Annotated in this window: 16 protein-coding genes; 1 reads left to right on the top strand and 15 read right to left on the bottom strand. The window is 67.1% G+C overall.

Going from position 1 to position 21,242, the window contains the following annotated elements; genetic code table 11:
• Positions 1 to 73 precede the first annotated feature (73 nt).
• The 12 genes from trmFO to JW958_05905 all read right to left on the bottom strand — a co-directional run bounded on the left by trmFO (position 74) and on the right by JW958_05905 (position 19,352).
• Positions 74 to 1,432, bottom strand: coding sequence for a methylenetetrahydrofolate--tRNA-(uracil(54)-C(5))-methyltransferase (FADH(2)-oxidizing) TrmFO (gene trmFO / locus JW958_05960; protein MBN1825792.1), 1,359 nt, complete (start codon positions 1,430 to 1,432; stop codon positions 74 to 76).
• Positions 1,433 to 1,540: 108 nt separating this feature from the next.
• On the bottom strand, positions 1,541 to 3,787 hold the full coding sequence (gene topA / locus JW958_05955) for a type I DNA topoisomerase (protein ID MBN1825791.1): 2,247 nt from the start codon (positions 3,785 to 3,787) through the stop codon (positions 1,541 to 1,543).
• Between the two features lie 268 nt (positions 3,788 to 4,055).
• Complete coding sequence (locus JW958_05950; GenBank protein ID MBN1825790.1) at positions 4,056 to 4,493, bottom strand: hypothetical protein; 438 nt, start codon at positions 4,491 to 4,493, stop codon at positions 4,056 to 4,058.
• A 74-nt stretch (positions 4,494 to 4,567) separates the two neighbouring features.
• Positions 4,568 to 7,549: a preprotein translocase subunit SecA gene (gene secA / locus JW958_05945; protein MBN1825789.1), complete on the bottom strand. Its 2,982-nt coding sequence runs from the start codon at positions 7,547 to 7,549 to the stop codon at positions 4,568 to 4,570.
• 272 nt (positions 7,550 to 7,821) lie between these two features.
• Positions 7,822 to 9,588, bottom strand: coding sequence for a PQQ-binding-like beta-propeller repeat protein (locus JW958_05940; GenBank protein MBN1825788.1), 1,767 nt, complete (start codon positions 9,586 to 9,588; stop codon positions 7,822 to 7,824).
• A 46-nt stretch (positions 9,589 to 9,634) separates the two neighbouring features.
• A complete protein-coding gene (locus tag JW958_05935) occupies positions 9,635 to 10,966 on the bottom strand; it encodes a hypothetical protein (GenBank protein MBN1825787.1) in 1,332 nt (443 codons plus the stop codon).
• Positions 10,944 to 13,316, bottom strand: a complete 2,373-nt coding sequence (locus JW958_05930) for a transglycosylase SLT domain-containing protein (GenBank protein MBN1825786.1) — start codon at positions 13,314 to 13,316, stop codon at positions 10,944 to 10,946. Before JW958_05930 ends, JW958_05935 begins: the two co-directional genes overlap by 23 nt.
• 2 nt (positions 13,317 to 13,318) lie before the next feature.
• Complete coding sequence (gene guaA, locus JW958_05925; GenBank protein ID MBN1825785.1) at positions 13,319 to 14,866, bottom strand: glutamine-hydrolyzing GMP synthase; 1,548 nt, start codon at positions 14,864 to 14,866, stop codon at positions 13,319 to 13,321.
• 9 nt (positions 14,867 to 14,875) lie between these two features.
• On the bottom strand, positions 14,876 to 16,417 hold the full coding sequence (gene purH / locus JW958_05920; protein ID MBN1825784.1) for a bifunctional phosphoribosylaminoimidazolecarboxamide formyltransferase/IMP cyclohydrolase: 1,542 nt from the start codon (positions 16,415 to 16,417) through the stop codon (positions 14,876 to 14,878).
• Positions 16,418 to 16,477: 60 nt separating this feature from the next.
• Positions 16,478 to 17,281, bottom strand: a complete 804-nt coding sequence (locus JW958_05915) for a phosphoribosylaminoimidazolesuccinocarboxamide synthase (protein MBN1825783.1) — start codon at positions 17,279 to 17,281, stop codon at positions 16,478 to 16,480.
• Between the two features lie 89 nt (positions 17,282 to 17,370).
• A complete protein-coding gene (locus JW958_05910; GenBank protein MBN1825782.1) occupies positions 17,371 to 18,003 on the bottom strand; it encodes a phosphoribosylglycinamide formyltransferase in 633 nt (210 codons plus the stop codon).
• A gap of 56 nt (positions 18,004 to 18,059) precedes the next feature.
• Entirely contained in the window at positions 18,060 to 19,352 is a 1,293-nt protein-coding gene (locus JW958_05905) for a hypothetical protein (GenBank protein MBN1825781.1), read from the bottom strand.
• 241 nt (positions 19,353 to 19,593) lie between these two features.
• Here JW958_05905 and JW958_05900 point away from each other — a divergent pair, with 241 nt between their 5' ends.
• Positions 19,594 to 19,857: a 30S ribosomal protein S20 gene (locus tag JW958_05900; GenBank protein ID MBN1825780.1), complete on the top strand. Its 264-nt coding sequence runs from the start codon at positions 19,594 to 19,596 to the stop codon at positions 19,855 to 19,857.
• A 72-nt stretch (positions 19,858 to 19,929) separates the two neighbouring features.
• Here JW958_05900 and JW958_05895 read toward each other — a convergent pair whose 3' ends face one another.
• Genes JW958_05895 through JW958_05885 form a run of 3 tightly spaced genes read right to left on the bottom strand, consistent with a single transcriptional unit; the run spans position 19,930 to position 21,241 of the window.
• The gene (locus JW958_05895) at positions 19,930 to 20,676 is read right to left on the bottom strand and encodes a class II aldolase/adducin family protein (GenBank protein MBN1825779.1); all 747 of its coding nucleotides are present in this window, start codon (positions 20,674 to 20,676) and stop codon (positions 19,930 to 19,932) included.
• Entirely contained in the window at positions 20,673 to 20,975 is a 303-nt protein-coding gene (locus tag JW958_05890; protein MBN1825778.1) for a EutN/CcmL family microcompartment protein, read from the bottom strand. Before JW958_05890 ends, JW958_05895 begins: the two co-directional genes overlap by 4 nt.
• The gene (locus JW958_05885; protein MBN1825777.1) at positions 20,972 to 21,241 is read right to left on the bottom strand and encodes a EutN/CcmL family microcompartment protein; all 270 of its coding nucleotides are present in this window, start codon (positions 21,239 to 21,241) and stop codon (positions 20,972 to 20,974) included. Before JW958_05885 ends, JW958_05890 begins: the two co-directional genes overlap by 4 nt.
• Position 21,242 lies beyond the last annotated feature (1 nt).

Below are 21,242 nucleotides of genomic sequence, written 5' to 3'. Positions count from 1 at the left end.
GGGCTTGCAAAGGTATGCGCGGTCCCCGGCGGGCGAGAGCCGCGCAACCGATTATAGCGCGTATTTTATGAAATCACAAGCTGTTGGACGAAGGGGGACTTCCGGACTCTCCTTCTTCGGCGGAGAGAACCCTCTCTAATGCGCGGCGCGCCCGTTCGGTCATCGCCTCGTTCCTCTCCTTTTTCCCCCGTCTACCCCGCGGGGCGGACGCCAGGGGCGGGAAGAGGCCGAAGTGGACATTGGTCGGTTGGAAGCCGCTCCCGTCGGAGACGGATAAATAATGAAGAAGAGAACCGATCGCGGTTTCCCGGGGCCACGTGACGAGCGGCCCGCCGCGCGCTTCCCGTGCCGCGTCCATCCCGGCGGCCAGCCCGGAAGCGATCGACTCCACATATCCCTCCACGCCCGTGATCTGCCCGGCGAGGCGAATCCGCGGTTCGGCGCGGAGGCGGATCCCCCCCTCTAAAATCACGGGGGCGCGCAGGTAGGTGTTCCGGTGGAGAGAGCCGTAACGGAGGAATTCCGCGCGGGCGAGACCGGGGAGGGTTCGGAAAATCCGTCTCTGTTCCCCTTGCTTCATGCGCGTCTGGCAGCCGACCAGGTTCCAGGCGGTCCCCCCCTTGTTCTCCCGGCGGAGTTGGATCGCCGCCCAGGGGCGCCGTCCCGTGGCGGGATCGACCAGCCCGACCGGCTTGAAGGGACCGAAGCGAAGCGCCTCCCGTCCGCGCCGGGCGATCTCCTCGATAGGGAGGCAGGCGTCGAAGAAAGGGTTCTCCTCGCAGGCGTGGAGGGGATGAAGGTCGGCGGCGAGGATCGCGTCGACGAAGCGCTCATACTCCTCCGGATCGAGCGGGATGTTCCAGTAGTCCTCCCCCCCCTTCCCGTACCGCGAGGCGGCGAAGAGACGCTCCCTGTCGAGGGATTCCGCGGAGAGAACCGGGGCGATCGCGTCGTGGAAGAAGAGGCGGTTCTCCCCGACGAGGCGGAGAAGCGCGGCCGCCATCGCTTCGGAGGTGAGCGGCCCCGTCGCCACGATCACCGGGCCCTCTTCGGGGAGGGAGATCGCTTCGGTTCGCTCGATCCGGATGAGCGGCTCTCCGTCGATCCGCCCCGTCACCTCCCGCGCGAAGCGGTCGCGGTCGACGGCGAGGGCGGTGCCGGCGGGGACGCGCGTCCTCTCCGCCGTCTCCAGAAGAAGCGAACCGAGCCTCTTCAACTCTTCCTTCAAGAGGGCGTGCGCCGTGGGAGGCCGGTCCGATTTCAGGGAATTGGAGCAGACGAGCTCGGCGAGCAGGCCGGTGCGGTGCGCCCCCGTGGTTTTCTCCGGGCGCATCTCCACGAGGCGGACCGGTACGCCCCGCTTCGCGAGCTGCCAGGACGCCTCGCAACCCGCGAGCCCTCCCCCGATGACGATGACGCCGTTTTCCCGCATGTCCCGATTCTAACGGAATTCGCCCGGCGCCCCCAACGATCCCTACGGGGGGGATAAAAAAAGGCGCGGATCCGCGTCCGCGCCCCGTCGTTCACTCTTTCGCCGCGGTCAGGCCTTCTCCGGCGCCGCCTCCTTGCGCGCCTTGCACTGCGGGCACTCGAGGAAGTCCCCCTGCGCCTTGGTCCGCTTCTCCAGGAGGAGAGGATGACCGCAGGCGGCGCACTTCTCCGCCACCGGCCGGTTCCAGACGGCGAACTTGCAGTCCGGGTAGCGGGAGCAACCGTAGAAGACGCGGCCGTTCTTCGTCCTTTTCTCGGTCAGCTGCCCGCCGCATCCCTCTTCGGGGCAGGGAACGCCCACCGGGATGGATCGCGTGCTCTTGCACTCCGGATAATTGGAGCAGGCGAGAAAGCGTCCGAAACGGCCGGTCTTGACGATCATCTCTCCGCCGCACTTCTCGCACGTCTCACCTGTCGGCTCAGGCTCCTCGCCGTTGATCGGTTTCGTGTTCCGACACTCCGGATAGCCGCTGCAGGCGAGGAAACGGCCGTTTCGCCCCCAACGTTCGATCATCGGCTTGCCGCACTTCTCGCACTCGATGCCGGTTTCCGACTTCAGTTCCTTCATCACTTCCGCCGACTTGTCCTCCACCGTCTCCAGGTCCTTGCGGAAGCGCTGGTAGAAGGAGTCCACGACGTCCTGCCAGCTGTCCTCCCCCGCCTCGACCCGGTCCAGCTCCGATTCCATCCGGGCCGTAAACTTCACGTTAAAAATGTTTTCGAAGTTGATGAGGAGGAACTTGAGGACGTGCCGCCCCAGATCGGTCGGGTAGAAGCGGCCGCTCTTGCGCTCCATGTATTTCCGGTCGGTCAGGGTGGAGGCGATGTTGGCGTAGGTGCTCGGCCGGCCGATGCCGTTCGCTTCCAACTCCTTCACCAGGCTCGCGTCGGAGTAGCGGGGAGGCGGCTGGGTAAAGTGCTGTTCCGGTTCCACCTCTCCGAGGGCAAGCTTCTCCCCTTCCTCCACACGCGGCAGAAGGCGGTCCTTGCCGTTTCCGTTCCCCTCGCCCTCGCCGTTCCCGCTGCTCTCCTGGAAGACCAGGAGGAAACCCTTCTTGCGGATCACCGAGCCGGTGGCGCGGAAGACGAAGGGGCCGCCGGTCAGGGAGAGGGTGGTCTGGTCATAGACGGCGGGCATCATCTGGCTCGCCGTGAAGCGGCTCCAGATCAGGTCGTAGATCCGGTACTGGTCCCGCGTGAGATGGTCCTTGAGCGATTCCGGCGTGCGGGAGACGGCGGTGGGCCGGATCGCCTCGTGGGCGTCCTGCGCCCCTTTCCCCTTCTTGTACTCGTTCGGCTTGTCCGGCAACTCGCCGGCGCCGTAGGCTTCCCCGATGTGTCGGCGGACGTCGTCGATCGCCTCCTGGGCGACACGGGTCGAGTCGGTTCGCATGTAGGTAATCAAGCCGACCGGACCCTCGCCCGGCATGTCGACCCCTTCGTAGAGGGTCTGGGCGATCTGCATCGTCTTCCGCGCGGAGTAATGGAAACGTTTGGCCGCTTCCTGCTGAAGAGTCGAGGTGATGAAGGGGGGCGCCGGTTTGCGCCGGCGGACCTTCTTCTCCACCTTGGAAGCGACGTATTCCTGCTCCTTCACCGCGGCGACGATCCGCTCGGCTTCCTCCCCCTTCTCGATCTTCGGCTTTTCACCGTCCATCTCCGCCAGGGAGGCGGTGAAGGGTTCACCGGCGTCGCCGGTGAAGGAGGCGTCGATCGTCCAATATTCTTCCTGGACGAAAGCCTCGATCTCCTCCTCCCGCTCCACGATCATGCGGAGCGCCACGGTTTGGACGCGGCCCGCGCTGGTCCCTCGATAAACCGCCTTCCAGAGGAGGGGACTGACCAGGTAACCGACGAGACGATCCAACACCCGCCGCGCCTGCTGGGCGTTCACCTTCTGCAGATCGATCGGCAGAGGGCGGCGGATCGCTTCCTTGATCGCCTTCTCGGTGATCTCGTTGAAGAGAATCCTGTGGATCTCGGTGTCGCCGTTTCCGTTCTTGAGGTACTCGGCGAGGTGCGCGGCGATCGCTTCCCCTTCGCGGTCGAAGTCGGGGGCGAGGAAGATCCGATCGGCGCCGGCGGCGGCCTTCTTGATCTCCTTGAGCACCTTCCCCTTGCCGCGGATCACGATGTAGCGGGGCTCGAAGCTGTTCTCCAAATCCACGCCCAGCTCCCGCTTGGGGAGGTCCTTGACGTGGCCCATGGAAGCCTTGACCGTGAAGGCGCGACCCAGGAACTTGTTGATTGTCCGCGCCTTGGCGGGCGACTCTACGATTACGAGTGATTTGGCCATGCGTACCTTGCCTTCGATGAACTGCCCACTGACCGGTGAAGCGTCTCCCGAGTGTTCGGTCGCGCGCCGACCGGGCTTTAATCGATATTGGATCGTGCGCGAATTTTCTTTTTCGATCGCTCCCGCGGAGCTTCCCCTCACCCGCCGCTCCTCGGGCGGCGACGCGTGACCGCGCCTCCGGGTGCGGCTCACTCGACTCGGTCTCTCGCTTCGTGTCGCGAGTCCTCGCGGGGTACTTTCTGCACGGTCCGGGTGAAAACGTGACTCTTTACTGAACGGTCATGATCTTGCCGAGTTCCCGGAGGGTGAAGCGGCTCGCGCCGGCGCGGTCCAAGGACTCTTCCCGGAGAAGACCGGCGAGCAACTCCACCGTCTCCTCCCGGCCGATCGTTCCGGCGTCCTCGATCTGCAGTCTTTCCAGGAGCCTCTCGCGGAGGTCGGAGGAGAGAACGCCGATCAGCGCCAGCTCGATCAGAAGCCCTTCCGCGCCGGGCCGGAAGGGGAGGCGCTCTTCGGCAAGGAGCGGCCGGATCGCCGCCGGGTGCGGCGGGGCGTTCCCGTCCTCCTCGCGGTCCAGGCGGACCAGCGTTTCATCCGGGTCGCCGCCCGGTCCCAGGCTCCTCTGAAGGGCGTCCAGAAGATCGTCGTCCCCGTCCAACAGGGCGAGCAGATCCCGGATCTCCCTTTCCCCATGGTCCATCGACACCTTCGCTCTCCTTTAAGAAAGGCCCGTCCTCCGGTCCGTTTGGAAGCTAAGACCTCCGCCCGGTCGGGGCAAGCCTATTTTCCACAACACTGCTTGTACTTTTTCCCGCTCCCGCAGGGGCAAGGCTCGTTTCTCCCCACCTTGGGGTCCGTCCGGACGCTGGGCGACGCTTTGCCGGAGGGGCGCATGCCGGGGCGGGGCGCTCCGGAGGGGACCGCCTCCCCGGGGAGCCCGCCGAGGGCGGAGAAGGACTCGTGGGACTCCCGCACCCGCTCCGGTTGGGGCGCCGCCGGCCGCCGAACACGGCCGGCGTCCGCCCGCAGGCGGACCGGGCGGAGCAGAAGGCGGAGCGCTTCCTCGTCGATTCGCTCGGTCAGCGTAACGAAAAGGTGAAACGCCTCGCTCTTGTACTCCAGGAGAGGATCCTTCTGCGCGTAGGCGCGGAGGCCGATTCCTCCCTTCAGGCCGTCCAATTCGTAGAGGTGCTCCCTCCAGAGCTCATCGATGCGGGAGAGGATCGCGTATCGCTCGAACTCGACGAGGAGACCGGGAGGCATCCCCTCCTCCTCCAGGGAATGGAGGCGTTCCTCCTTCCGGGCGCGGAAGTGTTCCTTGGCGCGCTCGATCACCCGGTCCAGGGTTTCCTCTTTGTCCGGTTTGACCTCCTCGAAGATCGGCAGGTCGAAGGGACCGAGGAAAACATCGGTCAGACGCCTCTGCAGCTCCGGCACGTCCCAGTCTTCGGCGTAATCGCCTCCCTGCGCGTGCTCGCCCAGCACGCGGGTGCAGTACTCCTCGATGGTCTCTTCGATCTCGCCGTCGAGGTCCTCCGCCTCCAGGACGTGCAGCCTTCGGTTGTAGATCACCTCGCGCTGCTGGTTCATCACGTCGTCGTATTTCAGAAGGTGTTTCCGGATCTCGAAGTTGTGCCCCTCCACCTTTTTCTGCGCCTTCTCGATCGCCCGCGTGACCATGGAGTGGGTGATCACCTCTCCCTCCTCCAGGCCGAGCCGATCCATGACGCCGGCGATCCGCTCGCTCCCGAAGAGACGCATCAGGTCGTCCTCGAGGGAGAGATAGAAAAGGGTGGATCCGGGGTCTCCCTGGCGGCCCGCCCGTCCGCGCAGCTGGCGGTCGATGCGGCGGCTCTCGTGCCTCTCGGTGCCGACGATCCGGAGGCCGCCCAGATCCGTGACACCGGGGCCGAGCTTGATGTCCGTCCCCCGCCCCGCCATGTTGGTGGCGATGGTGACGGAGCGCACCTCGCCGGCGCGAGAGACGATTTGCGCCTCTCCCTGGTGGTTCTTGGCGTTCAACACCGAGTGGGGGACGCTCATCCTTTTCAGGATCCGGGAGATCGTCTCCGAGGCTTCCACCGACACGGTTCCCACCAGAACGGGCTGCCCCCGCTTATAGCAATCGGCGATGTCGTTGACGATGGCGCTCAGCTTTTCCCGGCGGGTCCGGAAGATCTGATCCTGTCCGTCATCGCGGATCACGGGGACGTTGGTCGGAATCACCACCACGTCCAGTTTATAGATCTCGAAGAACTCGCCCGCCTCCGTCTCGGCGGTGCCGGTCATGCCGGCCAGCTTTTCGTAGAGACGGAAAAAGTTTTGGAGCGTGATCGTGGCGAGGGTCTGGGTCTCCCGCTCGATGGCGACCCCTTCCTTCGCTTCCAGCGCCTGGTGGAGCCCTTCGGAGAACCGCCGTCCCGGCATCAGGCGGCCGGTGAACTCGTCGACGATCACCACTTTCCCCTCCTGAACCACGTACTCCACGTCCTTCTCGAAGAGGGAGTGCGCCTTCAGGAGCGCCCGGATATTGCTGATTTTTTCGTTCCGCTCGAGGAAAACCTTCTGCGCCTGATCCTTCGCCGCCGTTTTCTCCGACGGGGACATCCCCTCGTTCAGGTCGATTTCCGTAATCAGAGTCGGCAGGTCCGGGATCAGAAAGAGATCCGGGTCGTCCGGCGAGAGCTGCTGCCGCCCCTTCTCGGTTAGATCGATGTTGTGGTTCTTCTCGTCGATGGCGAAGAAGAGGTCCTCGTCCACTTCGCTCAGCTTCTTGTCCCGCATGAAGTCGGTCTCGACGCGCCGGATCAGCTTCTGCACCCCCTGCTCTTGAAGCAGCTTCAACAGTTTCTTGTTCTTGGGCGCGCCGCGCTGCGCTTGGAGGAGACGGATTCCGCCGCGGTAACGTTCTTCCTCGTCCTCGGAGGCGATCGCCTTCTCCCCTTCCCGGACCATGTCGTTCACCAGCTCGACCTGGTGGCGGACGAGGCGGGCCACCAGTTGCTTCACCTCGTCGAACTTGTGCGTCGAGTGCGGGACGGGACCGCTGATGATGAGCGGCGTCCGCGCCTCGTCGATCAGCACGGAGTCGACCTCGTCCACGATGGCGTAGTGGAAGCCGCGCTGCACGCGGTGCTCTTTGTGGGTCGACATGTTGTCGCGCAGATAGTCGAAGCCGAACTCGTTGTTCGTGCCGTAGGTGATATCGCGGTTGTACTGTTCCTTGCGCGCCTCCGGGTCCATGTCGTGCTGAATGCAACCGACGGTGAGCCCGAGGAAGGAAAAGATGCGGCCCATCCACTCGCTGTCGCGGAGGGCGAGGTAGTCGTTGACGGTGATCAGGTGGGCGCCCTTCCCGGCGAGGGCGTTCAGGTAGAGGGGCAAGGTCGCGACGAGGGTCTTCCCCTCGCCGGTCGCCATCTCGGCGATCTTCCCCTCGTGGAGCACGACGGCGCCCATCAGCTGGACGTCGTAGGGGATCATGTTCCATTCGGTGCGGACGCCGGCCACGTCCCAGGCGGTGCCCGCCAGCCGGCGGCAGGTCTCCTTGACGACGGCGAAGGCTTCGGGGAGAAGATCGTCCACCGTCTCCCCCTCCGCCAGCCGGCGGCGGAACTCCTCCGTCTTGCCTCGCAATTCGTCGTCGGAGAGCGCGGCGTAGCCGGCGAAGTGTTCGTTGATGCGCTCCACCATCGGGCGGAGGCGCCGCACGTCCCGCTCCGTTTTCGTTCCGAAAATCTTGGCGATCAGGTCGAAAAACATCTCGAGGCCGCTCTCCGTGAATCGGCGAGGCTTCGCGCCGGCGCTTCCGAACAAACAGGAACCCCGAAGGTCGTCCTCGGGGTTCGCCTGGTCACGCGATAGGGAACGATGCGAGCCCTTTCCGCGGTGGTTCCCCCATTACGATCCGCGCCGATCGGCCGGTCGCGTCCCGCACGGATAAACCCTTCGCATCCCGCCCCGGGGGCCGGGAGAACGCGGACGCCCCCAAACTACAACCGGTTCGCCGGGTTGTCAAGGGGCCCCCCTCGAGCTCAGTGGCCGATGGCCACCGCCGCCACGCGACCTCCGATGGTGCCCAGGACGATCGCATCGTCGTCCACGGCGGGGCTGGAGTAGATCGCCGCCCCCAGATCGACGCGCCAGATCGGATGCCCCAGTTCCAGGTCGAGGGCGTACAGAAAACGATCATAGGAACCGACGTAAACGACCCCTTCTCGGATCGCCGGCGTGGACGGAACACGTTCGCCGGCGGGAAAGGTCCAGAGCGTCTCGCCGGTTTCGCGGTAAAGTGCGTGGATCGTCCCGTCCTCGCCGCCGAAGACGACCCGGTCCTCGGCGACCGCGGCTCCCGACTGGACCGGGCTGCCGGTGTCCACCGTCCAGACCGGCGATCCGGTCGACGCCAGCAGGCAGTGGAAGCGCCCGTCCTGCGCGCCGAAGTGGACGCGCCCGCCGTCGATCGCCGGCGCGGCGTACACGCGGGCGCCGGCGTCGTAGCGCCAGATCTCGGTCCCGTCGGAGGCGTCGACGGCGTATAGGATCCCGTCCAACGAGCCGAAAAAGACCCGCCCCTCGGAGACGCGCGGCGAGGACCAAATCGCGCCCCCGGTCGGGAACTTCCAGAGCGTTTCGCCGGTCGCCGCGTCCACCGTCCAGAGGTTCCTATCGAAGCTTCCCACGTAGACGCGGCCGGCGTCGACGACGGGGGACGAGACGACCTTGGCCCCCGTCGGCCTTCGCCAGACCTCGGCGCCCGTTTCGGCGGAGACGGCGACGAGGCAGCCCCCGTATTCACCGAAGAAGACCTTCCCGTCGGCGACGGCCGGCGAAGATCCGACGCCCCCCGGCCCTTTCGCCGACCAAACACGCCTCCCGTCGGCGCGGCTGAGCGCGTAGAGATTGCCGTCCCGGCTTCCGACGAAGACCATCCCCCCTTCCAGATAGGGGGACGACGTGACCGCCGCGCCCGCGGTAAACTGCCAGATCAGCGTTCCCGCAGGAGAGGGGCCGAGGACCAGCTCCTCCTCCGACGGCACGACGCCGCGGGCGGGCGGGCTCTCTCCGGCGCGCCGGTTCCAGAATACGGCGACGAGGAAAATGAGAAGCACCAGGGCGAGGGGAAGAAGGGAGAGGCCCGTTCTCCGCCGTCCGCGGACGCCCGCCGGTTCCGACTTCCCGGCTGCGCTTTCCACCGGTCCGGGCCGCTCGGGCTCCGGCGCCGGCGCGCGGCGCCGGACATGTTCTCCTCCGCCGAGAGAGACCCAAATGCCGGCCGTTTTCCCTTCATGGATCAATCGTTCGCAATCCTCCCCCCCGCCGTCGCCGGGATCGCCGCCGATCTTTCCGGCGATCGCGTCGGCCCCGTCGCCGTCCAGGAGCGCGAAACCGCGCAGATCCTCGGCGGAAAGGCTTTCCCGGCCCTCTCCCTTGACGGGCGATTCGTCCCGGCCGGGCCTGTAGAGACGCATGTCGCCGCTCCGGTAGAGGTGGACCTTTCCCGCCCCGCGGTCCACGATCGCCGCGGCGAGGCGGATCCTCTCCAGGTGTTCTCCGCATCCGGCGTGCGCCGCTTCCTCTCGGGCGTAGCGGATCGTGTCGGTGAGCTTCTCCTCGGGCGTCAGGAAGGGCGGTCCGGAGTAGAAGCGGGAGATCAGGTCCTGGAAGAGGCGCTGCGCCGTGTCCGGAACGGGGCCCTCGCGGTCGAGGGGTTTCAAGAAGACGTGAAGCGTCGGAACGGCGCGTCCGGGGGCGCTGCCGTCGTAGGTGAGCGTGTCCCATCGTGCGCAGGGTGCGGACATGGCGAACCTCGCTTCGGAGGATGTGCTTCCGGTGACGGCTCGGAGGCTATCCGACGTCGAACGGGATTGCAACTTTCTTTTGAAAGTGCTTGGACGAGGAGTAGGTCGCCCGTATCTCGAAGCGGGCCCGGTAGGCGCCCGGCGGGGCCGGTTCGCCGGAGTCGTTCAGGCCGTCCCAGATGAGGCGGCGCTCTCCGGGCGGGAAAAGCCTCTCCTCGGCGAGGACGCGCACCGACCTTCCCCGGCGGTCTTCGATCGTGACGGTGAGCCGCGCGCGCTCGGTGAGACGGAAGAAAAAGCGCGCGCCCGGGGAGTCGGCCCCCTTCTCCACCCGCGGATCGAGAAGGTCCGCGCCGATCCAGTAGTACTGCGCGCCGCTCCTCTCGGAAACGAAGACCTGCCCGTACCGCCGCCAGATGGTGATGCCGAAGGGGGAACGGAACTCGCCGTCCCCGCCCCCTTCGCGGCCGAAAAAGGCGAGGAAGCGGAGAGACCGGTCCAGCTTGACGAGACGGTGGTTCGCCTCGTCGGTGAGCCAAACCTGATGGTAATGGTCGACGGCGACGCCGCGGAAGAGGGATGTGGGCGATCCGAGGGTCTCCGCGTCGGTTTCGGCGAGGATCGTCCCGTCCGGCGAGAGCTTGCGGATCCGCTTGCCGTTCCGGTCCACCACGATCAGGAAGTCCTCCTTGCGCCAGGTCCAGGGGTCGCCGGAGTCGACCACCGCGATCGCCTCGGGGTGCGAGAAGATCTCCGCGCCGCCGAGAACGCGCAGAAGCCGACCGGTGCGGTCGATCGCCAGCACGCGTTGGTTTCCGGTGTCGCACAGGTAAATCGTTCCGTCGGTGGCGAGGGCCACGCCGCGGGGGGAGCGGAAACGCGCGGTGTCCCCCTTCGCCTCCTCGAAGGAGCGCAGGAAGAAGAGGTCCCCGCCCCGGTAGCGTAGATGGACGATCCGGTCGTTTCCGGTATCCGCGACATAGACATCGCCGGAGGGGGACGCGGCGATCGCCCAGGGGAAGAGAAACTCCCCCTCGCCGCTCCCCTTGCCGCCGTACACGCGGATCGAGGTCTGGGAATCGTTGTAGATGAGTTGGTGGGCCGCCGAGTTGAGGCCGAAAACGGTCAGCTCGTCGTCGTCGCCGGTCTTGTCCGGCCGGTCCCTCTCGATCAGCTTCACCGCCGCGATCCCCTTCGGAGCGAGAAAGCGGTCCCGGTTTCCCGTGTAGAGGCGAAGGTGAAAGTCGCTCACGTGGTGGAGGCCGAAGTCGTGACGGAAGGGGGGATAGACCAGGGTGGACTCGTCCGGCCCTCCCGCGGCGGCGGCGCCCGCGAGAAGCAGAACGATTCCGATCTTATTGATACAGTTCCGAAGCAATGTTTTGGTACAGATAGCGGTAGATCCAGTAACCGGCCAGGGCGCGCTTCACGTAGTCCCGGGTCTCCGAAAAATGAAGCCTCTCGATGTAGCCCCCCGGTTCGCCCGGCGTGAGCCCCGCCCGCCAAAGGTCCGCCATCCCCTCCCCCGCGTTGTAGGCGCTCGCCACGACGGCGAGGTCGCCGTCGTAACGGTCGATCAGGCTCTGAAGATACCACAGCCCGTAGCGGATGTTCCGGTCCGCCCGGAAGAGTTCCTCCGACGGGAAGTCGTCCGGCTCGCCTAGGGCGCGCGCGATCCGCCGCCCCGTGGAGGGGAGGACCTGCAGTAGACCGCGCGCGTCCGCCGGGGAGTGCGCCTCTTCGTGAAACCAGCTCTCCTGACGCATCAGCGCGAGGACGAGGAAGGGACCGAAGACGCGGTAGGGACGGATCGCCTCCTCCACGCGGTCCAGGTAACCGAGGGGATAGATCAAGGCGAGGAGCTCCGGAACGAGGGCGTTTTCTCCCTTCTTTTCCGCGAGGGCTTGGATTCGGCGCGCGCAGGGGATGGCGCGGTCGAAGAGTCCCAGGCGACGGCATTCCCGCGCGATGCCGAGGAGCGCCTCCGGATCGTTCTCGTGTCGTTTCCGCAGCCGGTTCGCCTCGCGCCGCGCCTCGTCGTTCTCTCCCAGGTCCCGGTAAAGGATGAGGAGATTCGTGTCCGGTTCCGTCCCTTTCGCGCCGCCGTGCCAGGAGCGGATCCAACGGAGAAGGGGATCGTCGCCGCCCCTCCCCACCGGCGGCGGGAGCACGGTGCGGAGCCCGATCCGGCTCGCCGCGCGGATCCCGTAGTAGGTCTCGGCGTATTCTTCCGCCACCTCCCTGTAGACCTCCTCGGCGCCCTCCTTCTCTCCTCGATCCGCGAGGGCTTCCGCCCTCCAGAAAAGGGCGTCCTCACGGTCCTTTCCGCCCCCTCCGCCGCCGGTCATCTTTTCCAGGGCTTGGAACGCCTCCCCGGCGCGCCCGGTCGCCGCCAGGCAGAAGGACCGGTAAAGCGGGGCCCGGACCGCGTAGTCGCTCCGCGGGAAGAGGCGCTCCAGATCGGCGAATGCGTCCGCCGCCTCGGCGTTCTCGCCCGCGAGGCGGAGCCGCCAGGCGATCTCCCACCCCGCCTCCGGCGCGATGGAACTCGACGGATAGCGCCGCGTGTACTCCCTGTACGACTCGATCGACTCCCGCCACTCCCCCGACTTTTTACGGCAGCGGGCGACGTAGAGGAGCGCTTCCCGCGCGCTCGCCCCCTCCCCCGCCGAGAGGGGAAGCACGCGGCGGAGCGCTTCGCGAAAACGGCCCGCCTCGTACAGCGCGCGGCCCGCTTCCAGGGCGGCCTCGCCGGCGAGAGGATCCGATTCCGGGAGGGCGAGCAGAGGGGCGAGGATGCGGAGCGCCTCGTCCGTTCTCCCGCTCCGGGCGGAGGCGCGGGCGCCAAGCAGGGGGAGGCGCTCGTTCCTTTCCGTTTTCCCCTCCTCTTGCATCGCGAGGAGGACCCGGTACGCCTCCCGGGCGCGCCGGTCCCCGGGCCACGTTTCGAGCAGACGGGACCAGAGGGCCGCCGCGTTCGCGTTTCGCCCGCGGCCCCGCTCGTAGCGGGCCGCTCGCGACAGAAGGTCCCGGTCCGTCAGATCGGCGAGGGACGCGCCGTATCCCTCGCGGAGGAGATCGAGGGCGTCCCCGGCGTCGCCGCTGTCGAAGAGGAGCCTCGCCGCTTCCCGCCGGGAGGAAGAGCGGAAGCGGCTCTCCCGGTCGGCGGCGAGGGAACGGTAGAGCGCGATGGAGCGGTCGGTCTCTCCGCTCATCCCGAGCGCTCCGGCGAGCCGGTAACGGAGGAGGTCCGCCGCGGGCGCGTCGAAACCGCCCTCCTCGAGGACCCGCTCGAGCCGCGCCGCGCCCGCCTCGGTCCGGCCGAGACGGAGCTCGGCGAGTGCGGCCGCCGCGGAGAAGAAGGGCTCCTCCGCGCCGATTCTTTCGATCCAAAGAACCGCTTCCCCGTCTCTTCCGGCGCGGACCGCCAGACGGGCGATTCGGCTCCTCTCCCTGGCCCGTAGCCGCGGGTCGGTTACGCGGGGTCTCTCCTGGAGGGCGGCGCGGAGGCGGTACTCCCGCTCCGCCCACCCCATCTCGGCGCAGATGCGGAGAATCCCCTCTCGAGCGGGAGCGGGTTGGGCGAGGATCGAGTCGTCCGGGAGGGCGAGCCAGCCGATGGGCCGGTCTGGAAGGTCGAGGGGTGAAATATCCGCCGGCGCCGCGGGGACGGTGAGGACGGAGACGGCGAGAAGCGCCGCGGCGGCTGGGCGGAGAGCGCGGTTCACGTTCACTCCCATTCGATCGTCGCGGGGGGCTTGGAGCTGACATCATAAACGACCCGGTTCACGCCGGGCACGCCGTTCAGGATCCGTGTCGAAACCCGTGAGAGAAAATCGTGGGGAAGGCGGGCCCAGTCGGCGGTCATGCCGTCCACGCTGGTCACCGCCCGAAGGGCCACCACCCGCTCGTAGGTGCGGCCGTCCCCCATCACCCCCACCGTCTCGACGGGGAGAAGCACGGCGAGCGCCTGCCAGACCCGGTCGTACTCGCCGGATTCCCGGAGGGCGCGGATGAAGATGTCGTCGCAGCGCCGGAGAAGTTCCAGATCGCGGGGAGTCACCGCCCCGAGGATGCGGACCGCCAGGCCCGGCCCGGGGAAGGGGTGACGGGCGACCATCTCCTCCGGAACGCCGATGGCGCGGCCGATGGCGCGCACTTCATCCTTGAACAGTTCACGGAAGGGCTCGATCAGCTCGAGGTGGAGCGTCTCCGGCAGCCCCCCCACGTTGTGGTGCGTCTTGATGGTCGCCGACGGCCCGGCGGTGCTGGTCGATTCGATCACGTCCGGGTAGAGCGTGCCCTGGGCGAGGAAGCGGACTCCCTTCCATCGCTCCGCCCATTCCTGGAAAAGGTCGATGAAGGTGCGGCCGATGATCCGCCGCTTTTCCTCGGGGTCGGCGACACCCTCGAGCCGGCGGAGGAAAAGACTCGCTCCATCGATCAGGTCCACGTCGATCCGGAGCAATTCCCGGAAGTTCCGGAGAACCTCCTCCCTTTCGCCGAGGCGGAGGAGGCCGTTGTCCACGAAGACCGCGTGGAGCCTCTCGCCGATGGCGCGGTGCAGGAGGCGGGCCATCACGGTGGAGTCCACGCCGCCGCTCACCGCGCAGAGCACCTCGCCTTCCGGTCCGATCCGCTCCCGGGCGCGCTCGATCTCCCGCTCCGCCACGCGGTCCGGCGTCCGGTCGCCGCGGCAGTCGCAGACCCGTAAGAGGAAGTTACGGATCATCGCCGGCCCTTCCGGGGTGTGGACCACCTCGGGGTGGAACTGCAAGGCGTAGCGCCCGCGTCCGGGATCGGCGAGAGCGGCGCAGCGGACGTCGGCGGTGCGGGCGGCGATTCGGTACCCGGCGGGGGGCCGGACCACCCGATCGCCGTGGCTCATCCAAACGTCGGTGGAGGCGCTCACGCCGTCGAAGAGGGGCGAGACTTCGTCGACCTCCAGGCGCGCCGGCCCATACTCCCGCGCGTCCCCCCCCTCCACCTCTCCTCCCTCGGCGCGGGCGAGAAGATGCATGCCGTAACAGATGCCGAGCACGGGCCCCCGCCACCGCGGGAACCAGTCCGGAAGGGACGGCGCCCCCACGGCGAAAACCGAAGCGGGTCCGCCGCTCAGCACGATTCCTTTGAGGGAAGAATCGTCCAGGACGGAATCGTTCACGCGGTCCGGCGCATGGATTCGTGAGAGAACGCCCGCTTCGCGGATCCGCCGAGCGATCAGCTGGGTGTATTGGGACCCGAAATCGAGTATGAGGATCCACTCCTGACGTTCCATCGAGCCCTCCTAGTGGCGGAAGTGGCGCACGCCGGTGAGAACCATCGCGAGGCCCCGGCGGTCCGCCTCGGCGATCACCTCCGCGTCCCGTATCGAGCCGCCGGGCTGGATCAACGCGACGATCCCCGCTTCGGCGGCCCGCTCCACGCCGTCGGGGAAGGGGAAGAAACCGTCCGAGGCGAGCACCGCCCCCGCCGTTTCGTGCCCCGCCCCCCGCGCCTTCGTCACGGCCAGTTCCGCCGCGTCGACGCGGCTCATCTGTCCCGCGCCCACGCCCAGGGTCCTGCCTTTCCGGGCGAGAAGGATCGCGTTGGAGCGGACATGCTTCACGACCTTCCAGGCGAAGCGGAGGTCCAGCGCCTCCGCCTCCGTCGGCGCCCGTTCGGTCGCCACGCGCCATCTCTCGCCGGACGGTCCGATCGGGTCCGGATCCATCGTCAGAAAACCGTCCGCCAGGACGCGGATCTCCGGCGGCCGCGCGCCGGCGCCCGCACCCTCGACGAGGAGGAGCCGCAGGTTTTTCTTTTTTCCTAAAAGATCGAGCGCCTCGTCGTCGAAACCGGGGGCGGCGATCACTTCGAGAAAGTGGGGTTTCATCTCCGACGCGAGGAGGCCGTCCACCGGGCGGTTCAGCGCCACGATCCCGCCGAAGGCGGATTGCGGGTCGCCGGCGTAGGCGGCGAGGAACGCCTCGCGGGGGTCCGCAAGGGCCGCGGCGCCGCAGGGGTTTCCATGCTTGACCACCACCGCGGCGGGACCGTCGAACTCACGCACCAAGCGGAGGGCGGCGTCCGCGTCGAGCAGGTTGTTGTAGGAGAGCTCCTTCCCCTGGAGCACGCGAAAGCGGTCCGTCGAGCCGGACCGATCGTACCAAGCCGCACTCTGATGCGGGTTCTCTCCGTAGCGGAGCGCCCGGCGCAGCGTCCCTTCCAGGCGAAAACGCCGGGGGTGCTCCTCCCCTTCCCCCCCCTCGTCGAACCAGTCGCGGATCGCCGCGTCGTACTCCTCCACGTGCCGGAAGGCGGCGGCGGCCAGCTCCCGTCGATACGCGAGGTCCGCCCCCTCCGGAGAGGCGAGCCGTTCCAGGAAGGGAACGTACTGGTCCGGCCGGTGCAGCACGGCCACGTCCTCGAAGGATTTCGCCGCCGCCCGGAGGAGAGAGGGACCGCCGATGTCGATCGACTCGACGATCTCCTCCTCCGTCGCGCCCGGCGTGGCCGCCGTTTCCCGGAAGGGATAGAAATTCACCACCACCAGGTCGATCGGTTCGATGCCGTGTTTCTCCATCTCGCGGCGGTCCCCCTCCCGGGAGCGCCGTCCGAGGATGCCGCCGAAGATGATGGGGTGCAGCGTGCGCACGCGCCCTCCGAGCATCTCCGGAAAGCCGGTCGCCTCTCCCACTTCGCGGACCGGCACCCCCTCTTCGCGGAGGCGGCGGGCGGTGCCGCCGGTCGAGAGGATCGTCGTACCGCCGGCGGCGAGGGCGCGGCCCAGTTCGACGATCCCCTCCTTGTCCGAAACCGACAGGATCGCCCGGGCAATCCGCTTCATCGTGTTCCTCCGGTTCTTCTCTTCCCTTCGGGTGAGCGGTCGATTTCCGGCGGCCGGCTCTCAGGCGGCGGCGGCCGGACCGGTCAGGATGGCGAAAATCTCTTCATAGCGCGCCAGGGTGGAGCGGATCACCTCCGGCGGCAGGCCGGGCGCGGGCGCCTCTCCGCGCCAGCCGATCCCGAGAAGGTACTCCCGAACGTGCTGTTTGTCGTAGCCTTCCTGCGGTTCGCCGGCGCGATAACGCTCCGCCTTCCAGAAGCGGGAAGAGTCGGGGGAGAGCGCTTCGTCGACCAGCAGAATCCGGTCGTCCCGCCCGAGTCCGAACTCGAACTTGGTGTCCGCGAGGAGAATTCCCCGCGCCTCGGCGTGCGTGGTCGCCTCTCGGAAGAGGGCGAGAGAAAGGTCCCGGAGGCGCCTCGCCGTCTCGACTCCGAGTTCCCGCTCCATCCGCTCGAAGGGGACCGGCTCGTCGTGGCCGTTCTCCGCCTTCGTGCTGGGGGTGAAAATCGGTTCGGGGAGGCGCTCCGAAAGACGAAGCCCCGGCGGCAGCGAGACGCCGCTCACTCCCCCCTCTTTCCGGTAGTCCCGCCATCCCGAGCCGGCGAGATAGCCGCGCACCACGCACTCGAACGGAAAGACCCGCGCCTTATGGACCAGCATCGATCTCCCCTCGAGCAGAGTCTCACCGCGGAAGGGCTCGGGGAATTCCGCCGTTTGGATCGTGATCTTGTGGTTCGGCGCGATGGAAGAGAGCCGGTCGAACCAGAAGGCGGAGAGACGGTTCAATACCTTTCCTTTCCCCGAGACCGGGGTGGCGAGGACCCGGTCGAAGGCGCTGATCCGGTCGCTGGTGACGATCAACATTTGTTCGCCCAGGTCGAAGATATCCCTGACCTTGCCGCTCCGGTCCGGGCGCCGTCCCGCGACGGTCGCGATTTCCGAGCCCCGCTCGCTCAAGCTCCCCCCTCCTTTTTCGCGCGAAGGACGCGCCTCCCCTCGACGCGAATCCCCCCTTCCAGCACCATCCGTATCGCCTCGGGGTAGATCCTGTGCTCCTCTTCCAGAATGCGCTCGGCGAGCGTCTCCGGCGTGTCGCGATCCTCCACCGGGACCGCCGCCTGCAGCAGGATCGGTCCGCTGTCGATTCCTTCATCCACGAAATGCACGGTGCAACCCGAGAAACGGACGCCGTGTTCGAGCGCCTTGCGTTGGACGTCCAGACCGGGGAAGGCGGGGAGAAGGGACGGATGGATGTTCAGGACCGCCCGGGGAAAGTAGGCGAGAAAATCGCCGGAGAGGATACGCATGAAACCGGCCAGCGCGACGAGGCGGACGTTCCGGGCCCGCAGCTCCTCCACCATCCGCCTCTCGGCTTCCGGAGAGAGGCGCGCCCCCTTCCGTCCGGGCGGAACATGCACGGCATCGGCGCCGGCGACGCGGGCGTGATCGAGGGCGGGCGCTTCCGCCGCGTCGGAGAGTACCACCGCAACCCGCGCCGGGTACGCGGGCCCGGCGGCGGCTCGGAGAATCGCCTGCAGATTGCTTCCCCTGCCGGAGGCGAGCACGCCGATCGGAACCTTCTCCAAGAACTTCCTCGCGAGTTCCCGCCGGGGCGCGGCCGGCGCCGTCCGTCCCGTCCGGGCTAGTCGTCGTCGGGCTGCTCGGTGACGAAACGGGCCCCCACGGTGACCATGGTGCGGCCGTCCTCGGCGCTAAGCAGGTCGCTGTTCTGAACGCCCAAGTCGATCTGCAGGATCGGCGAGAGCCGGTAGCCGACGCCGGCGGTCAGGAAGTACTCGTCCGCCGGAAAGAGGGTTCCGCTCCACTCGATGTCCCGGAGCTCCTCACGCCACGCCGCGTCCCCCGGGAACTCGTCCGTGCTCGGCAGATCGGTCGGGTCGAAGGAGGTGCGGAAACCGCCTCGAAAAGTGACCCTCTCGTCGAAGTCCCACTCGGCGCCCAGGCCGAACTGGAAGGTGGATTTCAGATACGGGTGCACGTCCTTCCAGTGCTGGTAGGAGACGTCGCCGGCGAAACGGAGTCCCTCGCTCCAGTAGAAGGAGAAGCCCGCCTGCATGTTCCAGGGGGTTTTGTCGAAGACGGTCCGGTTGTCCTTGGCGTAGATCATGGTGGTCCGGGCGTCCACGAGAAGCCCGCTCTGCAGCTCCGAACCGGTGCCGAAGGCGAGGGCGCCGTCGATCCGGTCGGTGAGACGGTAGTAGAGTCCCCCCGTGATCCGCAGGGTGACGTCGTTGGTGTTCCCCTCCCGGTCCACGTAGTCTTTCTCGATCAGGTCGTCCATCTCCTCGCCGCTGGAGACCGGCGAGCTGTAGTAGTCGATCTTCTTGAAAACCTTCTTTCGGTCGATCCAGAAGCCGAGGCCGAAGCTGGCGTTGGGAGTGAACCGATACCCCGTGGTGAAACCGAAGGAACGGATCTGAGCGCGGTCCTGGTAATCGCTGATCAGTTTGTCCGGGTCCTCCTCGGCCTTCTTCGTGTATACCGGCTTGGTCCCCCCCTCCGGGAGGAGTCCGAAGAGATGCCCCCGGATGTCGTGATCGTAACGGGTCACCTCCATGATCGCGAAACTGAAGCCTCCGCGATCCGGAAAGCGTATGCCGATCAGACCGAGCTCGTTCCTCTCCTGGTAGGTGAGCGCGTTGTCCCCCTCCCCGCTGACGTGGTCCGGGCCCCCGGTGAAGACCCCCTCCAAGGTGAACTCCAGGTCCGAGGTCCAGGGGAGGATCGCCGGGTTCGTATAGGCGCAGGCGACGCCGCCCGGAAGGGCGACGTGGGTTCCTCCCATCCCGGCGTACCGGGCTCCGAGAGGGAGAAATTCCGAGTTCAGGAAGCGATTGTTCTCTTTGGCTCGCGCCGCGCCGGTGGGAAACGCGAGGGCGATCCCGATGAGGATCAGGAAGTACCGTTTCGGCATGCCGCCCCTCCGGTTAAGGTTTCGCACGGCGTTGTTTCGCCGGGACGCGTTGAATCACAACGATTTGTGGTCACTATAGGAACACCACGGCTCCCTGTCAAGGCGCGTCCTGCCCGTCGGGCGGCGCGGACCCCTTTTCCGCAGGATCGCCCCCTCCGCTCGAAGATCGATTCTCCTCTTGACCCCCTCGAGGCGGAAATGATAGATTTTAGGATCGTTGTCGACAACGGAGGAGAATTCGATGCCTCATCATGTTTCCGCGAAGAAGCGGTTGCGCACCAACAAGAAGAGTAACATCGCCAACCGCATCAAGCGATCCGTGATCCGAACCCTCACCCGAAAGGTGCGGGAGACGGAAGATCCGGAACAGGCGGCGGCGGCGCTCCGGCAGCTGGTCTCCAGCCTCGACAAGGCGGAGAAGACCAACATCTGCCACAAGAACCAGGTGGCCCGCCGGAAATCCCGCGCCCAGAAACGGATCAACAGCCTCACCGCGTCCTCCTAAGGGACGGCGGAAGAGAAAAGAGAACGGCCGACGCGTCCGGCGCCGGCCGTTTTTCCCGTTTTTCCGGTCTCTTCAATCCCGCCCGCCGAGACGCTCCTCGAGGCGACGGAGCGCCTTCCCGATCAGATCCTCCTCCTCCGGCGTCGGGGGCGGCCCTCCGCCGGGAAAGCCGCAGCCGGGCGGCGTGGGATCGCCGTGGAGACGGATCAGGCGCTCCACCTCGTCCCCGCAGAGCGGCTGAGCGCCGCCGAGGAGGCGCGCGGTGAGCGTGATCCGCGCCAGGCTCTCCACCATCTCCATCCGATGGAACGCCTCCCAGAGATCCTTCCGGCCCAGAGTGACCGCGCCGTGATTCTTTAGGAGAAAAGCGTCGTGGCAACGGGCGACGGGAAGCGCCGCCTCCGCGAGCGATTCCGTGGAGGGTGTGCCGTAAGGGGCGGTCGGAACGGAACCGACGGAGACGACGACCTCGGGAAGGACCGCCCCGTCCAGGGAAACGCCGGCGACGGCGAAACCGGTGGCGGTGGGCGGGTGGGCGTGCGCCACGGCGCGGATCTCCGGCCGGAGGCGGTAGAGGGCGAGGTGAAGGAGGATCTCCGAAGAGGGCCGCCCGCCGCCGGCGATCTTTCGACCTTCGCCGTCGACGGTGACCAGGTCGATCGACCGGAGTCTCCCCTTGCAGACACCGGCGGCGGTGACCAGAAACCGGTTTCTCTCCAGGCGGATCGAGAGGTTTCCCTCGGTACCGATCAATAAACTACGGTCATAAAGAAGACGGCCGACCTCGATGATCTGCGAGGTGGGGTCGGACGGATTCACGGCGCATCGCCTTTCCGGTAGGCGACGAGCCCGCCGCTCACCACCTCGTCCACCACCGCCGTGATCACGCTGCGGACCGGGATGCCGTCGGCGCCCAAAATCGCTTCGGCGGAGCGTCCCTCGCGGTTGACCAGCACCCGGTCGCCGATCCCGGCGTCCACCGAATCGAGGGCGATCTCCGTCTCCCCCGACGGCTCCCCTTCCGGCGTGACGGGGCGGACCAAGAGGAGACGTCTCCCCGCGAGGGACCCGTGCTTGACGGTGGAAGTTACCGTGCCGATGACGTCGCCGAGAATCATGGCTCGAGGTCGATCCGATCGACGATTCCCAGGATGGTCACGTCGCTCGGCAGTTGAGGTCCGAAGAACGCCTTGGCCGCCTCTCGCTTCTCCACGAAGTAAACCCTCTGGCCGGGGGCGGCGCTCACCGTGTCGATCGCCACGAGGGGCGCCTCGGTCGGGCGGCCCCGCTCGTCCAACGGTTGCACCAGAAGAAGGCGCCTGCCGACGAGGCTCTCCGCTTTCTGCGTCGCCGTCACCGTGCCGATCACGTCGCCGATCCGCATG

This window comes from Candidatus Eisenbacteria bacterium (assembly GCA_016930695.1).
GTDB lineage: Bacteria > Orphanbacterota > Orphanbacteria > Orphanbacterales > Orphanbacteraceae > JAFGGD01.
Note: the sequence above shows the minus strand (reverse complement) of the source record. Positions and strands in the feature narration are given on the sequence as shown.

What these genes read in the sequence shown, in the direction of transcription:
- JW958_05890 (MBN1825778.1), bottom strand. Translation starts at nt 20,975, where the DNA reads ATGATTCTCGGCGACGTCATCGGCACGGTAACTTCCACCGTCAAGCAC.
- purH (MBN1825784.1), bottom strand. Translation starts at nt 16,417, where the DNA reads ATGAAGCGGATTGCCCGGGCGATCCTGTCGGTTTCGGACAAGGAGGGG.
- secA (MBN1825789.1), bottom strand. Translation starts at nt 7,549, where the DNA reads ATGTTTTTCGACCTGATCGCCAAGATTTTCGGAACGAAAACGGAGCGG.
- JW958_05900 (MBN1825780.1), top strand. Translation starts at nt 19,594, where the DNA reads ATGCCTCATCATGTTTCCGCGAAGAAGCGGTTGCGCACCAACAAGAAG.
- JW958_05915 (MBN1825783.1), bottom strand. Translation starts at nt 17,281, where the DNA reads ATGTTGATCGTCACCAGCGACCGGATCAGCGCCTTCGACCGGGTCCTC.
- trmFO (MBN1825792.1), bottom strand. Translation starts at nt 1,432, where the DNA reads ATGCGGGAAAACGGCGTCATCGTCATCGGGGGAGGGCTCGCGGGTTGC.
- topA (MBN1825791.1), bottom strand. Translation starts at nt 3,787, where the DNA reads ATGGCCAAATCACTCGTAATCGTAGAGTCGCCCGCCAAGGCGCGGACA.
- JW958_05940 (MBN1825788.1), bottom strand. Translation starts at nt 9,588, where the DNA reads ATGTCCGCACCCTGCGCACGATGGGACACGCTCACCTACGACGGCAGC.
- guaA (MBN1825785.1), bottom strand. Translation starts at nt 14,866, where the DNA reads ATGGAACGTCAGGAGTGGATCCTCATACTCGATTTCGGGTCCCAATAC.
- JW958_05905 (MBN1825781.1), bottom strand. Translation starts at nt 19,352, where the DNA reads ATGCCGAAACGGTACTTCCTGATCCTCATCGGGATCGCCCTCGCGTTT.
- JW958_05885 (MBN1825777.1), bottom strand. Translation starts at nt 21,241, where the DNA reads ATGCGGATCGGCGACGTGATCGGCACGGTGACGGCGACGCAGAAAGCG.